The sequence below is a fragment of the Streptomyces sp. YIM 98790 genome (assembly GCF_011421595.1).
In the GTDB taxonomy this organism is placed as follows: domain Bacteria; phylum Actinomycetota; class Actinomycetes; order Streptomycetales; family Streptomycetaceae; genus Streptomyces.
This window is the reverse complement of sequence record NZ_WTLH01000052.1, coordinates 1-24663: the sequence shown is the minus strand read 5'-3', so window position 1 is coordinate 24663 and position 24663 is coordinate 1. Positions and strand designations below refer to the sequence as shown.

Sequence of the window (24663 nt, the reverse complement as noted above, 5' to 3'; positions counted from 1 at the left end):
GACTCTGCCAAGACCATAGCGCCAACTGCGGTCCGTCACCGGAGGAACGCTTTTCCTGACCGAAACGCTGACACTCCGTTGCGCCCTCCGGTTAGGCTGAAATTTACCCGCTGTCTGGGGAGGCGGCCGGGGGGATTGGAGAACAACGGTGCGCGAGGACCATCGCGGTGAGGGCGTGGAACGCCTGCTGCTCGTGTCTACCAACTACGCTCCCGAGCAGGCCGGCATCGGCCCCTACGCCACCCAGGTCGCCGAGCACTGGGCCGCGGAACGCGGCGCCGAGGTGCACGTGCTGGCCGGAATGCCGCACTACCCCGCCTGGCGCGTGGACCCCGGCTACCGGGGCCTGTGGCGGACCGTCGACCTGCGGTCCGGAGTCCGCGTGCACCGCCGCCGGCACACCGTGCCCGGCCGTCAGACCGCCGCCCGCCGCGCCCTGTACGAACTCTCCATCTTCACCCACGGCACGCTCGCCCCGCCCCGCATGGGCGGCGCCCCGCACGCCGTGCTGGCCCAGATGCCCAGCCTGGCCGGCGGCCTGCTCGCCTCCCGGATCGCCCGCCGCCACCGGGTGCCGTTCGTCCCCGTGGTGCAGGACCTGATGGGCGCCGCCGCCGCGCAGAGCGGCATCGACGGCGGCGGCCGGGCCGCCGCGGCCGCCGCCGCCGTGGAACGCCGGGTGCTGCGCCGGGCCGCCCTGGTCGGCATCATCCACGAGACCTTCCGGGAGCGGGTCCGCTCGCTCGGCGTGCCGGACGACCGGATACGCCTGGTGCCCAACTGGGCCCATGTGGCCCGCCCCGCCGCCGGCCGGGCCGGGACCCGCGCCCGGCTCGGCTGGAAGCCGGGCACCACCGTGCTGCTGCACGCCGGGAACATGGGCCTGAAACAGGGCCTGGAGGTCCTGATCGACACCGCCCGGCTCGCCCCGGAGCTGCACGTGGTGCTGATGGGCGACGGAAACCAGCGCGAGCTGCTCCGGCGCCGCGCCGAGGGCCTGCCCAATGTGGAGTTCCGCCCGCCCGCCGACGCCGCCGACTTCCCCGACGTGCTCGCCGCCGCCGACGCCCTGGTCGTCACCCAGCGGGCCAGCGTGCTCGACATGAGCGTGCCCTCCAAGCTGACGTCGTACTTCACCGCGGGCCGGCCGGTGATCGCCTCGGTCGCCGAAAGCGGCGGCACCGCCGAGGAGATACGCCGCTCGGACGCCGGCTGGGTGGTCCCGCCCGAGGACCCGGCCGCGCTCGCCGCCGCCGCCCGCGAGCTCGCCGCCGATCCCGGGGCGGGCGATGCGATAGGCACCCGGGGTTTCGACTACGCTCGCTCCCACCTCGGACAGCAGGCCGGTCTCGGCCGGATCTCCGCGCTGCTGGACGAGGCGCTGGGCCTCCACGACGGAGGTGGCAAGGCGCGGAAGGGGAGCGGCGGATGAGCTATGGCGGATCCCGGGACGATCTCCGGGCGGACACCCGCGAGATCGCGCGGGCGGACCTCACGCGCGGCCACTTCGGCGCCGGCCCGGCCGCCCCCGCCTCCGGCACGGCGCACGGCGGCTCCCACGCCTTCGACGAACCCGACCTGCTGCGCGAGCAGTTCCGGCAGCTGCTGCGCTACCGGCTGCTGATCACCCTGGGCGTGCTGCTGGGCCTGGCCGGCGGCGGCTATCTGGGCCTGACCGCCGAGGCCACCTACGTGGCCACCGGCGAGGTGGTGGTGCGGGCCCCGGCCCGTGACCCGTTCGACAACGTCACCACCCTGGACCGGGTGGCCATGGGCTCGGAGCGGCGCACCGCGGTCAGCGACACCGTGGCCGACCGGGCCGTCTCCCTGCTCGGCCTGGAAGAGGACGACGCCGACTGGCTCAAGGCCGATCTGCAGGTCACCAACCCGCCCAACACCGAGGTGCTGCGCTTCGCCTACACCGCGGGCGACCCCCGGCTGGCCGCGGAGCGGGCCAACGCGTTCATCGCCGCCTATCTGGGCAACCGGCAGGAGATAGCCGACGGCCAGGTGGAAGCCATGGTCGAACGCTTCAAGAACCAGCGCGACCCGCTGCTGGAACAGCGTGACGCGCTCGACGAGGAGATCAACGACGCCCCGGACGGCAGCCGCGCCTACGACGAGGCGGTGGCCGCACAGTCCCGGCTGTCCACCCAGATCGGCGAGATCAACAACCAGATCACCGCACTGCGTTCGCTGGACACCAGCGGCGGGCGGATCATCACCCGCGCCACCCCGCCCGACAGCCCGGCCGGGCCGGGACTGGTGATGCTGCTGGGGCTGGGCGGCGTGCTCGGGGTCGGCGCCGGTCTGCTGGCCGCCTGGATCCGGCTGGTCTTCGACCCCCGGGTCCGCTCGGCCGGCGACGTGGCCCGGGCACTGCGCGCCCCGGTGCTGGGCGTGCTGCCGCGCGGCGCCCGCCCGGCCCCGGGCCAGCTGCTGGCCGAGGGGCGGCTGGCCGAGGAGATCCGCTCCGTCGCCTTCCGCCTCGCCTACGACGAGACCTTCGCCACCCGGCGGCGGCTGCTGGTCATCGCGCCGCGCGGCTCCATCGAGACGCCGCTGGTCACCTCGGTCAACCTGAGCGCCGCCTTCGCCGAAATGGGCAAGGACGCGCTGCTGATCGAGGCGGACCTGCGCACCCCCAGCCTGACCGACCAGCTTCGGCACGCGGACGGCGTGCGGCCCGGCTGGGCCAGCGCGCCCGGACGCGGCGACGGGGTGTGGCCGACCGGGCTGCGGGTGCCCATCGACGCGGGCGAGTCGGGCGTGTTCGACCTGGTGCCCGGGCTGCGGGTGCGGAACGTGCCGCGCGCGCTCACCTCCCCGGCCGCCAGCCGGCTGATCGAACACGCCGACGCCAAGGGGTCGGTGGTCGTGGTCCTCGCCCCGGCGGTCCTCTCCTACGCCGATGCCATAGCGCTGGTGGACCGGGTGGACGGGGTCCTGGTGGTCTGCGACCCGCGCGAGGTGCGGCGCGACGACCTGGCCCGGGTGCGGGAACTGGTGGTCGGCGCGGGCGGGGTGCTGCTGGGCGCGGTGCTGCACTCCTGGGGCACCGGCAGCGACCAGGACACCGGCCGCGGCGAGCGGCCCGGCGCCGAGCCGCGGGCCGGGGAGGGAACGGCGGCCGCCCCGGCCGAGGACGCCGCCGCCACGACGCTGCCCGCCCGCGAGGCCGTGTCCGCGGCCAAGCCGGTGAAGGCCGCCAAGAGCGGTGCGGCCCGCACCGAGCCCGGCTCCCCGGAACGCGTCTCCGCGGCCTACCGGGACGTCGGCTCCGAGACCCTGGGCCTGCGCATCGTCGACCCGGACGAACTCGAAGAACGCGCCAACCGCCAGTGACCGGCACACCCGGCCCGCCTGCCCCCGAGAACCCCGGCCCGCCGCTCCCGGCCGGCACCCCCGGAACCGCCCCGGCAGCCCCGGCGGGCGGCGGGGGACGCGGCAGAGCGGTGTGGGCGGTGGGAGCCTCGGTCGCGGACCAGGGGGTGGCGGCGCTCACCAACATCGCCGTCGTCGTCTTCGCCGCCCGGCAGGCCACCGCCCGGGACTTCGCCGACTTCGCCGTCGTCTACATGGTCTTCGCCGTGCTGCTCGGCGCGGCCACCGCCTACGTCGGCCAGGCGCTGGTGCTGCGCCGCGGCCCCGACGCGCGGCGGCACTCCCGCACCTCCGCCCTGTTCACCCTCCTCGCCTCGGCGGCGCTCGGCGCCGCGCTCGCCGCGGCGACCGTCCCCGTCGGCGGCGGCATCGCCGCCGGCCTGACCGCCCTCGGACTGGTTCTGCCGGTCGTGCTCACCCAGGACGGCCTGCGCTACGCCTTCTCCGTGCTCGGCCGCCCGCATCTCGCCCTCGCCGCCGACCTGCTGCGCCTGGCCGGTGCCGTCCCCGCGCTCGCCCTCCAGCCCTACGGCAGCGGCCCCGCCCGCCTGGTGCTGGCCTGGGGACTGTCCGCGCTGCCCGCCCTGCTGCTGTCGGCCGTGCTGCTGCTGCGGGTCACCCGCGGCGCCGGCCAGGGCCCGCCGCGTTCACTGCTGTCCCGCGACCACCTCGGCCGCCGCTTCGTGGTGGAGTTCGGCGTCGGCAACGCCGGCACCCAGCTCGCCGTGATCGCCCTGGGCAGCCTCGCCAATCCCCTGGCCGTGGGCGCGCTGCGCGGCGCCAGTACCCTGTTCGGTCCCATGAACGTGCTGTTCAACGCCGCCAACGGATTCGGCCCGCCGCTGCTCGGCCGGCTCCGCCCGGGCCGCGCCCAGGCGCGGGCCACCGCCGCCGCGGCCGGCCTGCTGGCGCTGCTGGCCGCCGCCTGGGCCACCACCCTGGCCCTGCTGCCGGACACCGCGGGCCGCCAGCTCCTCGGCGACACCTGGAGCGCCGCCGCCGGCCTGCTGCCCGCCACCGGCAGCCAGTACGCGGCCATGGCGGCCGGGGTCTGCGGCATGGTCACGCTGCGCGTGCTGGCGCCCAGAACCACCCTGCCGCTCCAGCTGGTCTTCTCCCTGATCTCCATCTGCCTGCTCTTCGGCGGCTACGCCCTCGGCGGGGTGCTGGGCGCCGCCTGGGGCCTGTGCATCGGCTCGGCGGCCAAGGCCGCCGCCGTCTGGCTGCGCGTCCGCCGCGTGCTGCGCGGCGGCCCGGAGAGGGAGCGCGGCTCATGAACCCCAGCCCCCGCTCCTGGGCCCTGATCGTGCTGGTCGTCGGCGCCCTCCTCGGCCTGCTGCTGCTCGCCGAGTCCTGCGAGGGCCGCGACACCCCGGCCCCCCGCGGCCCCGGCGACCGGTTCGACGCCCGTGTCTGACCCGCCGACGCCCCCGCGCCCCGGGGCCCGTTCCGCACCCGCACCGGGACGCGCCGGCCGCCGGGCGCCGGGGTGTGCCCGAAACCGGGCGGAACCGTGCAGGAATGTTGGCGGGATTGCCCTCTGCCGTGTGGCGGGGCGACTAGACTCCCGGGTCTGGCCGGTGAACGGCGGGCAACGGGCAGGGGAGAGCCCGGCGCGGTGCCGCAGCAGTCGCAGGGGGTGGTGAGTCGGTGGCGCTGGAGGTGGACGGGCGACCGCGCATCCGGTCCCCCCGGCCCGGCGTCCACGGGGTGCCGGGCGGCCCCGGGCGGGCCAAGCTGTCCCGGGCCACGGCCGTACCGCTGATCCTCGGACTGGTGGCCGCCCTGCCGCTGGTGGTGGCCGCCCAGCCCGGCGACGGCGACCGCGACACCGCCTTCCTGCTCCAGTTCGCGGTGGCCGCCTACTCCGGCGCCCGGCTGTGCGCCATGGTGCTCTCCGGCCGGCGCCGCCTGGTGCAGGGGTCGTTCTGGCTGTTCTGCTACATCGCCATGGGCATCGCGCCGCTGGCGCAGAGCGTGCTCGGCCGGGAACCGACCCCCGTGCTCGGCCCGCGCGGCGACACCATCCTGGCCACCGCGCTGGTGCTGGTGGGACTGGTCGCCTTCGACGTGGGTGTGCTGCTGGCCCGTCACCGGCCCGCGCTGCGCACCCGTGCCCGCCCCCCGGCCCGGGTGCATCGCCGCCGGCTGTGGCTGCTGGTGGTCTTCTCGCTGCTGGGCAGCGCGGTGTTCATCCTGCAACTCGGCGGCCCGGAGGTGTTCTTCTCCAGCCGTCAGGAGATCAGCGAGAGCCTGGACGAGGCCACCGCCGGACAGGCCGACCAGGAGAGCGGCGAGGCCGGCAACGCCCTGCTGCGCGGCTTCGGCACCGTGCCCGTCCTGCTGTCGCTGCTGCTGCTGACCCGCTGGCTGGTCACCTCCCGCCGCGCCCGGCGCCGCCCGCTGGTGCCGCTGGTCTGGGTGCTGGTGCTGGCGGTCAACGTCATCGTCAACAACCCGGTCTCGAACCCGCGGTACTGGTTCCTGACGGTGCTGTTCTCGCTGCTGTTCACGGTGTTCCCGCGCAGCCCGGTGATGTACCGGACCGCGCTGGGCCTGGGGGTGATCGTCGCGCTGCTGGTCTTCCCGTTCGCGGACAAGTTCCGCTACGCCGACGACCCGGTCAACAAGGTGGGCAACGACTCCTTCCTGGAGCCGCTGGCGGACAAGGACTACGACCAGGTCGGCATGTTCGCCAACCACATCACCTACGCGGACGACGGCCACGGCCACAGCTTCGGCCGCCAGATGATGGGCAACGCGCTGTTCTTCGTGCCGCGCGCGCTGTGGGAGGACAAGCCCATCGACACCGGCGTCATGGTCGGCGAGTGGATGGGCACCAACAACACCAACCTCTCCTCACCGCTGTGGGCCGAACTCTGGCTCGACTTCGGCCCGCTGGGCATGACGGCCGGCTTCGTGGCGGTCGGCTACGCGGCGGCCCGCGCCGACCGCAGATATGTGCGCCGCACCCTGGACGACCCCTCGCCCGGCAACGTCTTCGCGGTCGTCGTCCCGCTGGTGGCCGGCTACGGCTTCATCCTGCTGCGCGGACCGCTGCTCCAGGCCACCGGCCGCATCTTCATCGCCGTGCTCTGCCTGGCGCTGATCACCACCTTCCGCAACGCCCGGCAGCTCGACTGAGCCGGCCCGTATCCCAAGACAAGGAGTCGCGCGATGACCGTGGTGCATCGGGTACGCAACGCCGTACGCCGGCTGGGCATCGACATCACCCGGTACCCCTCCGGCTGGTCCGGTCCGCAGCTTGTGCAGCTTCTCGACGCCCACGGCATCACCGTGGTGCTGGACGTGGGTGCCAACGAGGGCGAGTACGGCGCGATGCTGCGCCGGCACGGCTACCGGGGCCGGATCGTCTCCTTCGAACCGCTCTCCGGGCCCGGCCGCGCGCTGCGCCGCCGGGCGGACGCCGACCCGCGGTGGACCATGACGGCCTGCGCCCTGGGCGAGGAGTCCGGCGAGATCACCATCAACGTCTCCGGCAACCGCGGGGCCAGCAGCTCGGTGCTGCCCATGCTGGACCGGCACGCCGACGCCGCCCCGCACGCGCGTTACATCGGCACCGAGACGGTCGCGCTGCGCCGCCTGGACGAGGTGTGGGACGACGCGGTGGGAACCGGCGACCGGGTCTTCCTCAAGATCGACGTGCAGGGCTACGAGGCGCAGGTGCTGCGCGGCGCGGGCGCCCGCGCCAAGGAGTGCCACGGGCTCCAGATCGAGACCTCCTTCGTCCCGCTCTACGAGGGGTCGATGCTGCTGCCGGAGACGCTGCGGGTGGCCCAGGAGGACCTCGGACTGACCCTGATGGCCGTCGTCCCCGGCTATGTCGACCCGGGCACCGGCCAGATGCTGCAGAGCGATCTGGTGCTGTTCCGCGCCGCCGGAACCGCTGCCGGAACCGCTGCCGGGAACACCGGCGAGAGCTGAGAGGGAGGGGGAGCGGGGTGCGTGTGCTGCATGTGGTCACCCACCACTCGCCGGACAACGTGTTCGGCGGGCCGACCCGGGTGGCGGTCAATCTCTGCCGGGGCCTGCGCGCCCGCGGCGACCGGGCGAGCCTGCTGACCATCGGCGAGGGCTTCGACGGCCCGCTGCCGGAGGAGGTGGACGGCGTGCCGGCCAAGGTGTTCCGGGCCCGGCGGCTGATCCCCGGCTTCGGCTTCAGCGGCGTCACCTCGCCCGCGCTGCTGGCCCGGGCCGGCTCCTACGTCCGGTCCGCCGACATCCTGCACCTCCACCTCGCCCGGGACCTGGTCACCTTCCCGGTGGCGCTGCGTGCCCTGGCCGCCCGCCGCCCGGTGGTCCTGCAGACCCACGGCATGATCGACCCCACCCGGGTGCCGGCCGCCCGCATCGCCGACGCGCTCGGCGTCAAGCGGGTGCTGCGCCGGGCCGACGCCCTGCTCTATCTCACCGAGGCGGAGCGCGACGGCGTGGCCGCGGTGACCGGGCCGGACTCCCTGGCCCCCGCCCACCGGCTGGTCAACGGCGTGCCCGCGCAGCAGGCCAGGCCGCCCCGGGCCGGCGACCCGCCCACCGTGCTGTTCGCGGCCCGGCTCGATCCGCGCAAGCGCCCGGCGGACTTCGTGGCCGCCATGCCCACCGTGCTGAAGGAGCACCCCCGGGCCCGCTTCGTCATGGCCGGCGCCGACCCGGACGGCATGGCCCCGGGCCTGCTGGCCCAGGCCGCCCGGCTGGGCGTGGCGGACGCCCTGGAGTACCTGGGGGCGCTGGACCACGCGGACGTGCTGGAGCGGATGCGGCGCAGCGACGTCTACGTCCTGCCCTCGGTCTACGAGCCGTTCGCCATGTCCGCCCTGGAAGCCCTGTCGGTGGGTCTGCCCGCGGTCCTGACCCGCTCCGGCGGGGTCTCCGCCGACGTGGTCGAGGCGGGCGCCGGCCGGGCCGTGCCCAACGGGGAGGAGGACGACCCGGCTGCCAACGGTGAGCGCCTGGGCCGCGCCGTTCTGGAACTGCTGGAACCGGAGGAGCACCGCCGGGCTTCGGAGGCCGCCTGGCGGCTGATCCGGGACCGGTTCACCCTCGACACCGTCGTCGACCGTCTCCGCACCCTCTACACCGGCATCCTGGCCGGGCGGAACGGCGGCCCGGGGCCCGGCTACCGGACTTGACGGGGTGAGGCCGGGGCGTTCGCCTGACGTGCGGGGGCGTTGCTGTGCAGGTCCTTGAGCGTCAGGTATGCGCAGGGCGGCGGCGACCGCCACGGCGGTACGGGTGCGGTTCACGGCGCACACCGTGCCGTGTGAACGGCCCGGGTGTCCCGGTGTGCCGGGACTGTGATGGCCGCGTCCCGAGGGGGCGGCCCCGGGCGGGGCCGCGAGCCCGGCTCAGGGGACCAGCACGATCCTGCCGAAGACCGTGCCCGCGTCCATCTCGTGGTGGGCCAGCGCTGCCTGGTCCAGCGGCAGCGTCTGGTGCACGACCGTGCGCAGGTCCCCGTGTGCGGCATCGGCGAACTGGGAGGACCGCACGGCCTGCCGCTCGGGGCCGGGCACGGTGTCGAGGCTGAAGGTGGCGAACGTCAGCGACCTGCGGAAGGCGTCCATCAGCCGCATGCCGAAGTCCGCCGGCGGCTGCCCGCCGGCCACGCCGGCTGCCACGAACCGTCCGTTGGAGTTCAGCCTGTCCAGGAAAAGGGGAAGCCGGGGACCCCCCACGACATCGATCACCACATCGAAGCCGGAGGGTGCGTCCGGGCCGCCCTCGCCGGAGCGGTCCAGGACATGGGTGGCGCCCAGGTCCCGCAGGCGGGCGCCGCGCTGTGCCGATGAGGTGGTGACGGCCACCGCGCCCGCGCCGCCCCTGGCGGCGAGCTGGACCGCCGTGATCCCGATGCTGCCCGCCGCACCGCGCACGAGCACCGTCTCGCCGGGCGCGAAACGGGCGCGGTCCAGGGCGAAGTGGGCGACCACGCCGGAGCCGCCGAGAGTCACCGCGTCGGCGCCGGTCAGGCCGTCGGGCAGGGCAAGGACGTCCCCGACCGCGGCGACGGCCTGCTCGGCGTAACCACCGGACAGGCCGGTGAACGCCCACACCCGCCGCCCCGTCCACGAGGCGTCCACACCCTGCCCCACCGCGGTGACGCTTCCCGCGACCTCGCTGCCGAGGAGATGGCCCGCCCGGAATCCGTGGGCGGCGAGCGTTCCCCGGCGGATCACGGCGTCCACGCCGCCCACCCCGATGGCCTCCGTGGCGATCCGCACCTGTCCGGGCGCGGGATCGGGCACGGGCAGGTCGACCACCTCCAGGCCGCCGGGGTCTCCGAACGTCCTGATCACAACGGCTTTCATCTCGGCTCCTCGGTGCGGCGGACCGGCGCGGCGGACGGGCGGGGCGCACCTGTGACGGCCGCCCTGGGACGGGCTGGGCATCACCGGCAGGGCGCCCCCCACCGCCATCGGACCGTAACGGACGCACCCGTCCGTTTGGCTAAAGTGAGAGGTGATGACCGGACAGTTGCCTCACACCGCGCGCTCCGACGCCCGCGAGAACCGGGCCCGTATCCTGGACGCCGCCTGTGCGGTGTTCGGCGAGGAGGGCCTGAGCGCGCCCATGCGGGAGGTCGCCCGGCACGCGGGCGTCGGCCCCGCCACGCTGTACCGGCACTTCCCCACCAAACGCGCCCTGATCGCGGAGACGTTCGCCGTGCAGCGGCGGGCCTGCCACGCCATCGTCCGCGACGCCCTTGCGGACGCGGACCCCTGGCGCGGCTTCCGCAACCTGGTCGAGCGAGTCTGCGAACTGCACGCCCGCAGCCGGGGGTTCGCCGACGCTTTCCTGGCGGCCCTCCCCGAGGCCACGGACTTCGCCGCCGACCGGGAGCGGATGCTGCGCGGGGTCGCCGAATTGGCCCGCCGCGCCCAGGAGACCGGCTGGCTGCGCCCCGGCTTCGTCGTCGACGACCTGATCCTGATGCTCATGGCCCACCGGGGCGTCCAGGACGCGCCGCGTGCCGCCCGGCTCGCGGCCTCCCGCCGCTTCGCCGCCTACGTGACCGAGGCGTTCCGCGCCGCTCCTGGGACGGGAACGCCCGCGCCCCTGCCGCCGGCTCCCCGCCTGCGGTTCGCGCGCGCGCCCGGCACGCCGTGAACCCGCCACCGGGGGGTCGGTGCCGTGGGGGCGGCGGACGGTGTCCGCCGCCCCCACGGGTGTGTGGTGCGGGTATCCGTGGTGCGGAGGTTACGCGGCGGCCTCGTCGACGAGATCCTGGTACTCGGGACACAGGTGCTCGACCGCGTCCTCCGCGTTGGCGATCTCGCCGTCGCGGATGGCGTCCACGGCACCGGCCCGGTCGTGCCGGGCGAGGTAGCCGATCTTGTCGCAGGACTCCTGGCCGAGCTGGAGGATGGCCTCGGGATCGGCGCCTTCCGGCACCTTCTCCTCCAGGTACTTCTCCTCCTCCGCCGAGTGGTCCGGCTTCCCGGTGCCGCCGCTGGAGTCGTCCGTGGACTCCTCCTCGGCGCCGCCCGTGGACGTGCCGCCGGACCCCGAGGAGCCCGAGGAGCCCGAGGAGGAGTCCCCGGAGCTCCCGGCGTCCCCGGCCCCGGCGTCCCCGGCCGCGCCTTCCCCGGCGTCGTCCTCCCCGGCCGGTTCCTCCGTGGCGTCGCCGCCGGCGGCGGAAGACCCGCTTCCGCCGCCGGCGTTGCCGTCCTTGCCGTCGTCACCGCCGCCGCTGCTGCATCCCGCCGCCAGGACGGCGGTCAGCAGCAGCGACAGCGGGACGAGACGTGCCCGTCCGCGCCGCAGGCGCATCAGGGCGCTCCGAAGGTGAGGAGCAGCGTGGGACGGCTGGCCTCGCTGGAGACCTCCGAGGACCAGAACCACACGTTGTCCGTGCCCTCGCTGATCACCGCCAGGTCCACCGTGCCCCCGAGGGAGCCGGAGAGCCCCGACGCGTCGAGCGAGGCGGAGTAGACGGTGTCCGGGGAGGTGGCACCCGTGAGGGTGCCCAGGACCGTCCCGGTGTCCAGCGTGGGCCGGGTGCTGTAGGTGGTCCCGCCCTCGGTCCAGGCCCCGGTGATCGGCACCACCATGTGGTCGTCGGCGGAGCCGGCGTAGGACTGGGTGTTGGTGCGGATCCGCAGCGCGGCGGCCTTCAGCACCGTCCCGGCCGGGGCCTCGGGCAGGTCGAACTGCAGGTAGGACTGGTACGCCAGGCTGCCGCGCGAGGCCAGCGAGGTGCTGGACCCGTAGTTGCTGCTCGGCGCGCCCTCGTTGACGTACGTGTCGGCGGTGGGCCGCACCTCGGTCACCGTGTCCGCGGGGGCACTGGCCGCGGCGTAGTGCGCGGCGACGCGCGCCGCGGACAGGGTGTGGTGGTAGATGGCGGTCTCGTCCATCTGGCCCTGGAAGCCGTCCGAGGACGGCCGGGTGGGCCAGTTGCTGAGGTTGTCCGCGCCGGTGCGCCAGTAGCCCAGGAAGTTCTGGTTGCTGGTGTACAGGCTGTTGGACGCGACGAGGGTGCCGTCCACGTACATGCGCAGGCCCTGGCCGGAGCCGCCCTGGGTGACCACCACGTGGTGCCACTGGCCGTCGTTGTAGGCGGCCGGGCTGGTGATGGTGCGGGTGCCGCCGGCGTACACGCCGGCCGTCAGCCGGCCGTCGTTGCGCATGTAGAGGTGCTTGTCGTAGCTCCGGCTGGTGCGCCAGATCTCGCGGCCGAAGCCGAAGAGCTTGCCTCCTTCGGTGGTCGTGGTCTTGAACCAGGTCTCGCCGGACCACTGGCTCGGGGCCGGGAAGGACTGGTCGCTGTAGGTGTAGGTGGTGATGCCGCCGGTGTAGCCGATACCGCGGGCGCCCGGCCCGTCGACCGCCGGGGGAGTGATGCCGCGGCTCGGGTTGCCCCGGTGCACGCCGCTGTGGTTGTTCCCCGAGGAGTCGGAGGCGTAGAAGCCCTGGGTCTCGTCGTACCGCCAGTACAGCTCCGGGTTGTCCGCCAGTACGGCGTCGGCGTACGGCTCGGCGCTGGTGGCGGCCGTGACCGTGGCCGGCAGCGACTGGGCACTGACGTTGCCCGCCGCGTCGGTCGCGGTCACCCGGTAGGTGTAGGACTGGCCCGCCGTCACACTGGTGTCGGTGAAGGACAACTGCGGCCGCTTCCACGGCACGGAGTAGCCCTGCACCGTGTGGACCGGGCCGGAGGTGCCGTCCCGGTAGACGCGGTAGGTCAGCAGGTCGTCGTCCAGGTCGAGGCTGGAGCGCCAGTTGACGGTGACCTCACCGGGGGTGAGGCTGGTCGCCTGGACCTCCGGCCGCTCCGGGGCGCCGGTGTCCTGGGCGTCGCCCGCCGCGAAACGGGTCAGGCCCCACTGGGTGCTGCCGTTCACGGAGGTGAACTCGCCGCCCACCCACAGGTAGTCGGTGCCGCTGGGGTGGTCGGTGACCGGTTCCAGCACCCGCGGGCCGATCTGCTCCCCGAGACCGTCATTGGTGTCGGGGTACCAGCCGTGCAGCTCACCCGTGGTGACCGACTGGCCGAACAGGTGGAACCGCGGCCCGTCCGGGAAGTAGCCCATGCTGGAGCAGTCGTGGGCGTGGTGACCGCTGTACACCACACCCTCGTAGACGGTCACGTCCTGGGTGGCTCCCAGGCAGGTGTCCCGCCACCGCTGGTCCCAGGTGCCCAGGTCGTGTGCGGTACGGCCGTCGAAGACGCCGCCGCCCGTTCCCTCGCTGGCGGTGTAGATGCCCGTCTCGTCGATGTAGACGGACTTCACCACCGACCGGGTCGGGAAGTACCCGTCGGGGTAGTTGCGGACATTGGCGCCCGTGGTGGCGTCCACCACGGCAAGGGCGTGCGTGTTCTGCCCGTTGATCGTGAAGAAGTCGCCGCCCAGGACGACGTGCCCGCCGTCCGGGGTGACGTCCAGGCCGCGGCCGGGCTCGTCGGCGTCGGCCGTCCAGCCCAGCAGTGTCCCGGAGGTGTTCACCGCGGCGAACCGCTCACGGGTCTGACCCGCCACCGAGGTGAAGTCACCGCCCATGTACAGGGCGGTGTCGGTGGCGGCCAGCGCGCGCACGGTGGCGTTGACCGCCACCGGGAAGGACTTGCGCGCACAGGTCGCCGTGTCGAAGGCGGCGATGCTGGACGCGCCGACGCCGTTGACGGCACCGAAGTAACCGCCCACGTACAGCGTCGACTTGTCCGGGGAGACCGTCATGGCCCGCACGGTCGCCCCGCCGCCGCTGAGGGTGAAGCCCAGGTCGCATCCGGAAATGGGCGCGCCCGTGGCGGCGTCCAGCGCCACGAAGTTGTCCACCGGAGTCTCCTGGGTGCCCGGCGCCGCGCCCGGCGGCCGGACGGTGCTGAACGTTCCCCCCACGAAGACCACGCCGTTCGCCTGGGCCATGGCCCAGACGATGCCGTTGGTCTGCCACGTCGGCAGTGCGTCCGCCGTCATCCCGACCGGCGGAGTCAGTGCCTCGGCGGGCGGTGCGGTGACACCGTCCGTGCCCGCCAGGGCGACTGCGGCAAGCCCGAAGACGGTGGCCGCGGCCCCCAGTTTTCTTCGAGCTGCTGTCGAGCGGCTCGTTCTCATGTGCTTCCCCCACTAAGGGTTGACGCCCCGGGGAACAGCCCGGGGCCGCATGGGTGATCTCGCTGTTCCTGAGTCGTTCCGCCGCTTCCTTGCGGCGCTGGTCAGCGGAACCTTAGAGCCGCGGAGGCCGTCGCGTCCCGCAAATAGGTAAAACTGTCGACGACTTGTCGAAGAAGTCGTGTGGAGAAGATGAAGTTCCTGTTGATTCACGTGGTCCCGGCGGTGCGGGAGAGAGACCGGGCCGGTCCCCGCGCCGGAGGGGCGGCGCCGGGGACCGGCCCGGTTCCGTCAGGTGCGGGGGATCAGCGGTCCACCCGCACCCGGGCGCCGGAGAGTTCGGCCTCCAGGGTCTCGATGTCCGCCCGGACCATGAGCTCGGCCAGCTCCCGCCATCCGGTGACGGGCTGCCAGCCGAGCTTCTCCCGGGCCTTGCCGGCGTCCCCGATGAGGGCATCGACCTCGCTGGGGCGCTCGTACTTGGGGTCGTAGCGGACGTAGTCGGCCCACTCCAGACCGGCGGCGGCGAAGGCCGCTTCGAGGAACTGCCGCACGGTGGCGGACTCGCCGGTGGCGACCACATAGTCGTCCGGCTGATCCTGCTGGAGCATCAGCCACATCGCCTCCACGTACTCCGGGGCATAGCCCCAGTCCCGCACCGCGTCCAGATTGCCCAGGTAGAGCTTCTTCTGGAGACCGGCGTGGATGCGGGCCACCGCGCGGGTGATCTTGCGGGTCACGAAGGTCTCCCCGCGGCGGGGCGACTCGTGGTTGAACAGGATGCCATTGGAGGCGTGCAGTCCGTACGCCTCGCGGTAGTTGACGGTGGTCCAGTAGGCGAAGACCTTGGCACAGCCGTACGGGCTGCGCGGATGGAAGGGCGTCCGCTCGTTCTGCGGCGGCGGGGCCGCGCCGAACATCTCGGAGGAGGACGCCTGGTAGACCCGGGTCTCGATGCCGCTGGCGCGGACCGCCTCCAGCAGCCGCAGGGCGCCCAGCCCGGTCACGTCGCCGGTGTACAGCGGGGCGTCGAAGGACACCCGGACGTGCGACTGGGCGCCCAGGTTGTACACCTCGTCGGGCTTGATGTCGCGGAGCAGGTTCACCAGGGCCACACCGTCGGAGAGGTCCGCGTGGTGAAGTTCCAGCGCGCGGCCGAACTCCTGCGGCTCCTGGTAGATGTGGTCGATGCGCTCGGTGTTGAAGGAGGACGAGCGGCGCAGCAGGCCGTGCACCGTGTAGCCCTTTGCCAGCAGCAGTTCGGCGAGATACGAACCGTCCTGCCCGGTCACTCCGGAGATCAGTGCGGTCTTGCTCATCGGGTCAGCACTCCCTGGGCCGGCGTCATGGAGACGGAAGCGGACTGAAGGAACGAACAGTGAAGAACGTGACACATTGGTCGATACAGTGTGTGGTGCAGGCAGGTGGGCGGATGCCGGCCGGAATGGCCGGAACAACAAGGGAGGAAGCGGGAGATACCTCTCACGGGCCGCGGCTGCGGCTGGCACAATCCGCAGCATGACGTCTGATGCTGCCCCGTCCCCGTCCCCGTCCACAGCCCCGCCCGCGGCCCCGGTGCCGTCCGCCTCCCGCGAGCTGCTGCCGCCCGCCGCCCGGGTGTTCGTCGCCGGGCACCGCGGCCTGGTCGGCTCGGCCGTCGCCCGCCATCTGGCGGCCGAGGGCTACCACGTCCTCACCCGTACCCGCGGCGAACTCGATCTGCGGGACGCCGGGCGCACCGCCGGCTTTCTGCGCGCCGAACGCCCCGACGCGGTGGTGCTGGCCGCGGCCAAGGTCGGCGGCATCATGGCCAACAGCACCTTTCCGGTGCCGTTTCTGGAGGACAACCTCCGCATCCAGCTCAGCGTCATCGCCGGGGCGCACGCCGCGGACATCGACCGGCTGCTCTTCCTGGGCTCCTCGTGCATCTACCCCAAGCACGCGGCGCAGCCGATCCGCGAGGAGGCCCTGCTCACCGGGCCGCTGGAGCCCACCAACGAGCCCTATGCGCTGGCCAAGATCGCCGGCATCTGCCAGGTGCAGTCCTACCGGAGGCAGTTCGGCCGCCGCTACATCGCGGCCATGCCGACCAACCTCTACGGCCCCGGCGACAACTTCGACCCCGAGACCTCCCATGTGCTGCCCGCCCTGATCCGCCGCTTCCACGAGGCCAAGGAGGCCGGCCGGGAGGAGGTGCTGCTGTGGGGCAGCGGCACCCCACGCCGCGAGTTCCTGCACAGCGACGACCTGGCCCGCGCCTGCCTGCTGCTGCTGCGTTCCTACGACGACGAGGTGCCCGTCAACGTCGGCTGCGGGCAGGACCTCTCCATCGCCGAGCTGGCCGTGCTGATCGCGGACGCGGTCGGCTACCGGGGCCGCATCGGCTGGGACACCTCGAAGCCGGACGGCACGCCGCGGAAGCTGCTGGATGTGACCCGGCTGGAGAAGCTGGGCTTCGTGCCCCGGATGCCGCTGGAGAGGGGCATCCGGGAAACGTATCGGTGGTGGCTGCACTCGGGCTCCTAGCCGCTCGCCGGCCCGGCGGGCCGGCGAGGCATCGGAACGACAGGGGACCAGACGGCAGAGGGACGACGGAGCGGCAGAGGGACGGAGCGGCAGGGGGACGGGCCGGGGACGGCGGCCGCGACACGCGGCCGTCCCGCTGTGGATGACGGAGAAGAGGGCCGGCGGGGGATGAACGGTTCCCCCGCCGGCCGTCTCGCACCCCGGGCGCCACGGCGTTCAGGACGTGTCAGTACGCTCCGCGTGCCTCCACCACCGCGCGGAAGGTGCGGGAGAGCACATCCAGATCCTCGGTGACCGACCAGTTGTCCGCGTAGGACACATCGAGCGCGACGCTCTCGTCCCACGACAGATCCGACCGGCCGCCGACCTGCCAGGGCCCGGTCAGACCGGGCTTGACCTGGAGCCGGCGGCGCTCCACGGGCGAGTAGCGCGCCACTTCCTCCGGCAGTGCCGGCCGCGGCCCCACCAGGGACATCTGCCCCAGCAGGACATTGAGCAGCTGCGGCAGCTCATCCAGCGAACTGCGCCGCAGCAGCCGCCCCACGCGGGTGACGCGGGGATCGCTGCGCAGCTTGAACAGCGGCCCGCCGCCGCTCTCGTTGGCCGGCTCCAGCTGCGTGCGCAGCCGGTCCGCGTCCGGGACCATGGTCCGGAACTTCCACATGGTGAAGGGCATGCCGTGATGACCGATCCGGGTCTGCCGGTAGAAGGCCGGACCCCTGGAGTCCAGCCGCACCGCCAGCGCCAGCACGGCGAACAGCGGGGCCAGCAGCAGCAGGCCCAGGGCCGCACCGGCGCGGTCCATGACCTCCTTCAGCACCACCTGCGGCCCGCGGCGCGTGGGCGGCGCCACATGCAGCAGGGCCAGCCCGGCGACGCTGGAGACCCGTACCCGGCGCAGCGCGGTCTCGGACAGGCCGGTGGTGACCACCAGCGGCATGCCCGCGTCGTGCAGCGCCCAGGCCAGCCGGCGCAGCCGGTCCCCGGTCATGGCCGCGCCGGGGGCGACCAGGACCTGATCGGCCTCCGTGCGGCGGGCGGCCCACAGGACGTTCTCGCCGTCCCCGGCCGGGCCGAGCCCGGAGGGATCGGGGAAGGACATCGGCCGTGCGGCGAGCCGTCCGGCCTCGGGGACGCCGCCGGTCAGCGGCTCCGTGCCCACGGGGACCGCGCCGACCACCACATACGGATGGTCGGTACGGGCCGCCAGCTGGGCGGCGACGGTGTCGGCGAGGCCGGGCTCGCCGACGATGAGCACCCGCTGCACAGCCTGCGCCTGGTGCCGGGCGGCGGTCAGATGGGTGTGCAGCAGTGCGCCGGTGACCGCGGTGATGAACAGCGCGGGCACCAGCGCGGACAGTGCGGTGACGACCGGGGCCGACTCGCCGGTGAGCACCCGCAGCACGGCCAGTGCCCCGAGCAGCAGGCACCAGTCGTGCAGCGAGGCGAGCAGCCCACGGGACTCCGCCAGCGTTCTCCGGCTGTACCGCAGATGGCCCGTTCTGACGCTCAGCCAGGTGGCGGTGGCGACCAGTGAGGCGATCAGGGTGTGCGGCTGGCGGTGGAGCGAATAGACGGTCAGGAACGGAAGCAGTACGCCACAGGCGTCGGTCGCCAGCGTGACCGTGAGGTACCAGCCGGCCTTGTCCGCGGTGCGAACCTGGTGGCGTACGGGCGCATGGCGAGGAACTGTTTCAGGGCTGGTGATGCCCGGATACCGCATGAACCCCCCTACAAGGTGACGGTGAGGGTGGCTCGTCCGCCTCTCCCCTTGGCGGGGCGAGCACCGCAGCAGCGTAGGGGATCTAACTGCCGTTTGTCTGAGGTTTGTTGAAACTTTGCTTGTGTGTCCCGATTCTGTGTGCATTTTCAGACCCGATGGCGCGGGCGCCGCACAGGCAGTATGAGCGGAGCCCCGGTCTCCGGATGGCCGAAAACCTCCACCGGATGCCGGTACACGGTGCTCAGCAGCCCGGCGGTCAGTACCTCCTCCGGAGGGCCGTCGGCCAGCACCCGTCCGCAGGCCAGTACCGCCGCCCGGTCCGCGTACGCCGCCGCCAGACCCAGATCGTGCACCACGGCCACCACCGCGTCCCCGGCGGCGGCCCGCTCCCGGCACAGCCGCAGCACCAGTTCCTGATGGCGCAGGTCCAGAGCGGCCGTCGGCTCGTCCAGCATAAGCAAGCGGGTGTCCTGGGCAAGAACCCGGGCGAGCGCGACCCGGGCCCGCTCACCGCCGGAGAGCGCGGAGAACGGCCGGCCGGCGAATCCGGAGACCTCGGCCGCCGCCATGGCCGCCGCCACCGCCTCGTCGTCCCGCCGCTCGGCCGCGGTGCCCGCCCAGGGGGCGCGGCCCATGCGCACCACCTCGGCGACCGTGAACGGAAAGGACAGGAACGGGGTCTGCGGCAGCACCGCCCGGTGCAGGGCGAGCTCCCGGACCGTCCAGTCGCCCGCCGGACGGCCGGCGATCCGCACCCGGCCGGCGTCCGGCCGGATGTCCGCGGCCAGCACCGACAACAGGGTCGACTTGCCCGCCCCGTTGGGGCCGGCCAGGGCCAGCAGCTCGCCCGGGCGCACCGACAGGTCCACACCGTCGAGCACGGTCCGGCCGCCCAGCCGTACCGTCACCCCGTGCGCCTCGGCCGGTGCCGCCCCGGGGACGGGCCCGGCCGTCCCGCGGCGCCGCGCCCGTCCCCGCAGGATTCCCGTCTTCACACTTTCTCCCTTCACGCCTCCTCGGGCACTGCCTCCCNACACTTTCTCCCTTCACGCCTCCTCGGGCACTGCCTCCCCGGGCACTGCCTCCTCGGGCACTGCCTCCTCGGGCACTGCCTCCTCGGGCACTGCGCAACGCCGTTGCGCGGCTTCTCCGGCTCACGCCCAGCCGCCCTGCCGCCGCCGGGTGCGGCGCAGCAGCCAGAAGAAGAACGGGCTGCCGAGCAGCGCGGTCAGCACCCCCAGCGGCAGTTCCGCCGGAGCGGCCGCGGTGCGCGCCGTCAGATCGGCGGCCAGCAGCACCAGCGCCCCCGCCAGCGCACTTCCCGGCACCAGGAACCGGTGGCCGGGGCCGGCCGCCATCCGCAGCAGATGCGGCACCAGCAGACCGACGAAGGTGATGATGCCCGCCACCGCCACCGCGGCGGCGGTCAGCAGCGCCACCACCACGATCAGGGTGATGCGCAGCCGCTCCACGTCCACGCCCAGGTGCCGGGCCGGGCGTTCGCCCAGAGCCAGCAGGTCCAGGCGGCGCGCGTACCAGGGCGCCACCAGCAGCCCGGCCGCCGCGCAGGGCAGCACGGCCAGCACCTTGGGCCAGGTGGCCTGGGCCAGCGACCCCAGCTGCCAGAAGGTGATCTCGGTGATCCGGGCGTTGTCGGCGGCGAAGACGGCCAGGCCGATCAGTGCCCCGGCAAAGGCGTTGACGGCCACCCCGGTCAGGATCAGCGTCACCACCTCGGTGCGCCCGCCGGAGCGGGAGAGCACATAGACCGCGGCCACCGTGGCCAGTCCGGCGAGGAACGCGCACACGGTGACGGTCCAGGTGCCGAACAGGGTGAGCCCGAGCGCGATGGCGCCCACCGCCCCGACCGCCGCCCCCGCGGAGATGCCGATCACCCCGGGCTCCGCCAGCGGGTTGCCGAACACGCCCTGCATCAGCGCCCCGGCGCAGCCGAGCGAGGCGCCGACCAGCAGCGCCAGCACCACCCGGGGCAGCCGGACGTCCCACAGCACGCTCTCCGGGACCCGCTCCAGCGCATGCCCGCCCAGCCCGGCCCGGTGTGCGGCGGAGGCCAGGATGTCGGCCGGGGACATCGGGTAGGCCCCGGTGCCGGCGGCCACCAGCGTCAGCACGGCCAGCGCCGCCGCCATCACCGCCACCAGCACCGCCCCGCGCCGGACGCCGGTGCCCCCGCGCAGCGCCGCGTCGGCCGGTCCCCGCGGGAGCGGCCGTGCCGGTTCCGCGGCCGGTCCGCCCGGCCGCTCCGGCTCCTCGGTGCCCGGTGCGACGGGGGAGCGTCTCGCGGCCCCGGCCGGGCTCACCGGTCGCCCTCGGTGCCGTGGATCTGGGCGACCAGCAGGGCCAGTACCCGGTCGGTGCGCGGGCCGTAGCCGAGCAGCATGCCGTCCTCCACCACCGCGATCCGGCGGTCCGTCCCCGCCGGGGTCTGGGCGATGCCCGGGATCTCCAGCAGGCCGTCCACTCCGCCCACCGACTCAAGTCCCTTGCGCATCACCAGGATCACGTCCGGCGCGGCGGCGGCCAGCGCCTCGCTGGTGAGCGGGGTGAAGTCCTTCTCCAGGCCGGATTCCGCACCCGCGTCCCTCCCGCCCGCCGCCTCGATCAGCGAGACCGCGCCCGACTCCGCGCCGCCCAGCAGGTAGACGGAGGCCGAGCCGCGCAGGTAGAGGAACGCCACCCGGGGGCGCTCGCCGGTCTCCGGCACGCCCCGGCGGGCGGCCTCGATCCGCTCCGCCGTGCGGGCCACAAGCTCCTCACCGGCCTCCGGCACGCCCAGGGCACGCGCCACCGCCCGGATCCTGCCGTCCACATCGCCGAGTTCCCCGGCCGGTCCGAACACGATGAGCGGCACCCCGGCCGCCCGGATCTGCTCGACGGCCTCGGCCGGCCCGGTGGTGCTCTCCGCCAGCACCACATCGGGGTGCAGCGCGAGCACGTTCTCGGCGGAGACGTCGTGGCCGCGGGTCACCAGGGGCAGTTCCCCGGCCTCGGCAAAGGTGGTGCTGATGTCGCGGGCCACCACTCCGCCGCCCAGACCGAGGGTGAAGACGATCTCCGACAGCCCGCCGGAGAGCGGGACGATCCGGTCCGCGGCGGTGACCGTGACCTCCCGGCCGTCGGCCGATGTCACCGTGACCGGGAGCCGCGGTTCGGGCGCCGGGCCGGGGAGCGGCTCCAGCACGTCGGCCGCCGGGTCCTGGCCCGCGGCCGTGCCGTCCGCGGCGGTGCCCGGGTCGCCACCGGTACCGGCACCGGTACCGCCACCGGCGCCGCCGCCGGTGGCGCAGGCCGGTGCGGCCAGCGCAACGGCCAGCAGCGCAAGAAGGGTTCGCAGGATCGACGATCGGTGCCGGTGTGTCACCTGGTCCGCCTTCCGTGGGACAGCGGGGGAGAGGGGTTCCCCCGGGGCCGGGTCGAGATTAGGTTAGCCTAACCTTAGTTCTCGGTCTGTTGCTGCCCCGTTGCCGGAGGAACCTCATGCTGCCCGGATTCATCCGCACCGCCCTCGCGGCGCTCTGCCTGGCGCTGCTGCCGGCCGCTCCCGCGCACGCGGCGGAGCGCACGGTCTCCGGCGGCCGTCTGGACTGGGGCATCAAGGCGTCCTTCCCGACCTATGTCACCGGCCCCATCGCCCAGGGCGGCTGGACCCTGACCGGCAACGCCGGAACGGCCGGGCAGAACCAGTTCCGCTTCCACTCCGCACAGGGCGACTACGACCCCGGCACCGGGGAGTTCACCGCCCGTTACTCCGGCGGCGTGCGCTTCACCGGCCACCGGGCCGAGGACGGCACGTACGAACTCGACCTGACGGTGAGCAATCCCTCGGTCCGGATCAGCGGATCGTCCGGCACCCTCCATGCGGACATGCGCAGCCGGGACCGGGAGACCGGCCGGTTCACCGAGCGCTCCCAGGTGCCGCTGGCCGCACTGGACCTGGGCGGGGCCGAGATGCGTGGCGGCACCCGGATCGAGCTGAGCGGCGTGCCCGCCACGCTCACCGCCGAGGGCGCCGAGGCGTTCGCCGGGTACTACCGGGCGGGCGACGCCCTCGACCCGGTCTCGCTGACCGCCGACACCTTCGCCCCCGAACCGGAGCCCGGGCCCGAACCGGAGCCCGAGCGGGAACCCGAACCGGAGGCCGAGCCGGAGCCGGGCGCCGGCCGGGCCGGGCCCGGCGGGCAGACCGGACAGGAACCGGCGACGGGCGACACGGACGGCCCGCGGCCCATCGTGGACGCCGCCGTGGACTGGGGCGTGCGCCGCACCTTCCGCGAATACGTCACCGGGGACGTCGCCCGGGGCGAATGGCGGCTCACCGACGGGGCCCGGGACGGCGGAGCGGTCTTCCGGTTCCCCGCCGGCACCGGCGGCCACGACCCCGCCACCGGCGCCCTGGAGGCCCGCTTCCGCGGCAGTGTGCACTTCACCGGCCACGAACTCGACCTCGCCCTCGGCCCGTTCGAAGTCCGGATCGAGGACGGCACCGGCACCCTGCTGGCCGATGTCACCACCGACGGCGGCGGTACCCGGCTGGACGGCCTGCCGCTGGTCACCTTCGACGCCGCCGGTGCCGGGCCGGACGACGGCCTGTTCATCATCGCCGAGTCACCCGCCGTGCTCACCGAGGAGGGCGCCGCGGCCTTCGGCGGCCGCTATCCGGCCGGAACCGCCATGGACCCGGTGACGCTCTCCGTCGCCCTGGACGAGGACGCCGCGCTTCCGCCGCCGCCCGACCTCGGCAGCGAACCCGCCCCGGCCGCGACGGCCGAGGCCGCCGGCGGGCCCGATGCCGGGGACGGCCGGGACGGCGGGGATGCCGGAGCGGAACAGCCGGCCGCCGCCGGGCAGTCGTCGTCCGGCAGTACGGCGGTGCTCGCGGTGGCGGTGGCTGCCGCGGCCGTGCCGGCCCTGGCCGCGGCCGGATATCTCGCGGTGCGCCGCCGCTCCCGTGACGGCCGGCCGGCTCCGGCCGGGTCCGCCACCGCCAAGCCCGGACCCGCCGGACCAGCCGAACCGGCAGTTCCCGCTGATCCCGACAGACCCACCGCATCATGAGGAGAACACCGACCATGACCGCCATCCCCGGGTACACCGCCCGGCGCGGCTCCCTGCCGCTGGCCGCCGCCACCGCCACCGTTCTGTCGGTGACCGCGTTCGCCGGTCCGGCGCTCGCCGACACCTCCGGAGGCCCCGGCGGTGCCCCGGGCACCGTCCTGGACCTGGAGAACAGCACCCTGGACTGGGGAGTGAAGCAGTCCTTCCGCTCGTACGTGACCGGTCCGGTCGGCAGCGGTGCCATCGGATTCTCCGGCGGCGCCACGCAGAACGCGGACGGCGGCTTCCGCTTCTCCGGCGGCACCGGCACCTACGACCTGGCCACGCACGGCGTCGACACCGCGTTCCAGGGCGGTGTCCGCTTCACCGCCCACCACGGTGCCCTGGACATCGAGATGACGGAGCTGCGGGTGGTGACGGAGGGCCGGACCGGGCGCATCGTCGCGGATGTGACCGAGAGCGGCACCCTGCACGACGACGTCGCGTTCGGCACCCTGGACCTGAGCGGCGTCACGCCGGGCCGGGGGGCCGGCGGCGCCATGGTGATGGCGGATGTCCCGGCGACGCTGACCGCGGACGGGGCCGCCGTCTTCGGCGGCTTCTACCAGGCCGGCGCCGACCTCGACCCGGTCACCCTGACCGTGCACGTCGCCTCCGGCGGCAACGGCTCCGGCGGCAACACGGGCGGCGACAACGGCGGGACGGGCGACATCGGGGACACCGGCGGCACCGGCGGGGAGCCGCCGGCCGGCCCCGCAGCCGTCGTCGACGGCACCCTGGACTGGGGCGTCAAGGAATCCTTCCGCACCTATGTCACCGGCCCGGTGGCGGGCGGCGGCGTCGAACTCTCCGGCGGTGCCGCCGGGAACGGTGACGGCGGCTACCGCTTCCCCGACGGGCAGGGCGAGTTCAACGCCGAGGACGACGCACTGACCGCCGCCTTCGCCGGCTCGGTCCGCTTCGTCGGCCATGAGAAGGCCGAGGGGGAGTACGAACTCGACCTGACCTTCTCCGGGCTGGCGGTCGAGCTGAACGGCACCGGCGGCACGCTGTTCGCCGACGTCACCGCCGCAGGGCAGCGCAGCGAGGACGTGCCCGTCGCCGAACTCGGCGTGCCCGCCGGCCCTCTGACGCCCAGCGGCGAGCTGATCCTGCTCCGGGACGTCCCGGCCGTGCTCACCGAGGAGGGCGCGGAGGCCTTCGGCGGCTTCTACCGGGCCGGCGACACGCTCGACCCGGTGACCGTCGCCGTGGCGCTGGCCGAGGACGTCCCCCTGCCCGGCGCCTCCGCCGGCGGCAGCGGCGGCAGGAGCAGCGGCGGCGACGACAGCGGCGGCAGCGGCGGCGGCGCGGGTGACGGCGGGGCGGCCGGCGGCAACA

The 24663-nt window shown here is 74.2% G+C and carries 19 protein-coding genes; 11 read left to right on the top strand and 8 right to left on the bottom strand.

Annotated features, from left to right (window positions below; genetic code table 11):
• Positions 1-148: 148 nt before the first annotated feature.
• The 7 genes from GQS09_RS11725 (at position 149) to GQS09_RS11695 (ending at position 8534) form a co-directional block, all read left to right on the top strand.
• Positions 149-1432 (top strand): glycosyltransferase family 4 protein, encoded by a 1284-nt coding sequence (locus GQS09_RS11725; RefSeq protein ID WP_313896099.1) that lies wholly within the window; start codon positions 149-151, stop codon positions 1430-1432.
• On the top strand, positions 1429-3345 hold the full coding sequence (locus GQS09_RS11720; protein WP_207957709.1) for a lipopolysaccharide biosynthesis protein: 1917 nt from the start codon (positions 1429-1431) through the stop codon (positions 3343-3345). The genes GQS09_RS11725 and GQS09_RS11720 overlap by 4 nt, the downstream gene beginning before the upstream one ends.
• 119 nt (positions 3346-3464) lie before the next feature.
• Entirely contained in the window at positions 3465-4661 is a 1197-nt protein-coding gene (locus GQS09_RS11715) for a hypothetical protein (RefSeq protein WP_313896098.1), read from the top strand.
• A complete protein-coding gene (locus tag GQS09_RS11710; RefSeq protein WP_165985967.1) occupies positions 4658-4801 on the top strand; it encodes a hypothetical protein in 144 nt (47 codons plus the stop codon). Before GQS09_RS11715 ends, GQS09_RS11710 begins: the two co-directional genes overlap by 4 nt.
• 233 nt (positions 4802-5034) lie before the next feature.
• The gene (locus GQS09_RS11705) at positions 5035-6528 is read left to right on the top strand and encodes a hypothetical protein (protein WP_399552485.1); all 1494 of its coding nucleotides are present in this window, start codon (positions 5035-5037) and stop codon (positions 6526-6528) included.
• A gap of 33 nt (positions 6529-6561) precedes the next feature.
• A complete protein-coding gene (locus GQS09_RS11700; RefSeq protein ID WP_165985966.1) occupies positions 6562-7329 on the top strand; it encodes an FkbM family methyltransferase in 768 nt (255 codons plus the stop codon).
• A 17-nt stretch (positions 7330-7346) separates the two neighbouring features.
• Positions 7347-8534 carry a glycosyltransferase family 4 protein gene (locus tag GQS09_RS11695; protein WP_165985965.1) on the top strand — a complete coding sequence of 396 codons (1188 nt, stop codon included), beginning with the start codon at positions 7347-7349 and terminating at the stop codon, positions 8532-8534.
• 216 nt (positions 8535-8750) lie between these two features.
• On the opposite strand, the gene GQS09_RS11690 is transcribed toward GQS09_RS11695, so the two are convergent.
• A complete protein-coding gene (locus GQS09_RS11690; RefSeq protein ID WP_165985964.1) occupies positions 8751-9713 on the bottom strand; it encodes a zinc-binding dehydrogenase in 963 nt (320 codons plus the stop codon).
• 154 nt (positions 9714-9867) lie between these two features.
• On the opposite strand from GQS09_RS11690, the gene GQS09_RS11685 reads away from it, so the two are divergent.
• A complete protein-coding gene (locus GQS09_RS11685) occupies positions 9868-10512 on the top strand; it encodes a TetR/AcrR family transcriptional regulator (RefSeq protein ID WP_165985963.1) in 645 nt (214 codons plus the stop codon).
• Positions 10513-10602: 90 nt separating this feature from the next.
• Here GQS09_RS11685 and GQS09_RS11680 read toward each other — a convergent pair whose 3' ends face one another.
• The 3 genes from GQS09_RS11680 to gmd form a co-directional block, all read right to left on the bottom strand.
• Positions 10603-11175, bottom strand: a complete 573-nt coding sequence (locus GQS09_RS11680) for a hypothetical protein (RefSeq protein ID WP_165985962.1) — start codon at positions 11173-11175, stop codon at positions 10603-10605.
• Positions 11175-13961, bottom strand: a complete 2787-nt coding sequence (locus GQS09_RS11675) for a LamG-like jellyroll fold domain-containing protein (RefSeq protein ID WP_165985961.1) — start codon at positions 13959-13961, stop codon at positions 11175-11177. The genes GQS09_RS11680 and GQS09_RS11675 overlap by 1 nt, the downstream gene beginning before the upstream one ends.
• 302 nt (positions 13962-14263) lie before the next feature.
• Positions 14264-15277, bottom strand: coding sequence for a GDP-mannose 4,6-dehydratase (gene gmd / locus GQS09_RS11670; protein WP_165985960.1), 1014 nt, complete (start codon positions 15275-15277; stop codon positions 14264-14266).
• 199 nt (positions 15278-15476) lie between these two features.
• On the opposite strand from gmd, the gene GQS09_RS11665 reads away from it, so the two are divergent.
• The gene (locus GQS09_RS11665) at positions 15477-16484 is read left to right on the top strand and encodes a GDP-L-fucose synthase (RefSeq protein WP_165985959.1); all 1008 of its coding nucleotides are present in this window, start codon (positions 15477-15479) and stop codon (positions 16482-16484) included.
• 226 nt (positions 16485-16710) lie between these two features.
• Here the strand turns inward: GQS09_RS11665 and GQS09_RS11660 are convergent, their stop codons facing one another.
• The 4 genes from GQS09_RS11660 to GQS09_RS11645 all read right to left on the bottom strand — a co-directional run bounded on the left by GQS09_RS11660 (position 16711) and on the right by GQS09_RS11645 (position 21589).
• Entirely contained in the window at positions 16711-18207 is a 1497-nt protein-coding gene (locus tag GQS09_RS11660) for a sugar transferase (RefSeq protein WP_165985958.1), read from the bottom strand.
• A gap of 146 nt (positions 18208-18353) precedes the next feature.
• A complete protein-coding gene (locus GQS09_RS11655) occupies positions 18354-19202 on the bottom strand; it encodes a heme ABC transporter ATP-binding protein (protein WP_165985957.1) in 849 nt (282 codons plus the stop codon).
• Positions 19203-19361: 159 nt separating this feature from the next.
• Positions 19362-20372 (bottom strand): FecCD family ABC transporter permease, encoded by a 1011-nt coding sequence (locus tag GQS09_RS11650; protein WP_399552489.1) that lies wholly within the window; start codon positions 20370-20372, stop codon positions 19362-19364.
• 152 nt (positions 20373-20524) lie between these two features.
• Complete coding sequence (locus tag GQS09_RS11645; RefSeq protein WP_165985956.1) at positions 20525-21589, bottom strand: ABC transporter substrate-binding protein; 1065 nt, start codon at positions 21587-21589, stop codon at positions 20525-20527.
• Between the two features lie 116 nt (positions 21590-21705).
• On the opposite strand from GQS09_RS11645, the gene GQS09_RS11640 reads away from it, so the two are divergent.
• On the top strand, positions 21706-23283 hold the full coding sequence (locus tag GQS09_RS11640; RefSeq protein ID WP_165985955.1) for an HtaA domain-containing protein: 1578 nt from the start codon (positions 21706-21708) through the stop codon (positions 23281-23283).
• A gap of 14 nt (positions 23284-23297) precedes the next feature.
• Positions 23298-24663, top strand: a 1366-nt coding sequence (locus GQS09_RS11635; protein ID WP_165985954.1) for an HtaA domain-containing protein, incomplete at its 3' end; no start/stop codon positions are given.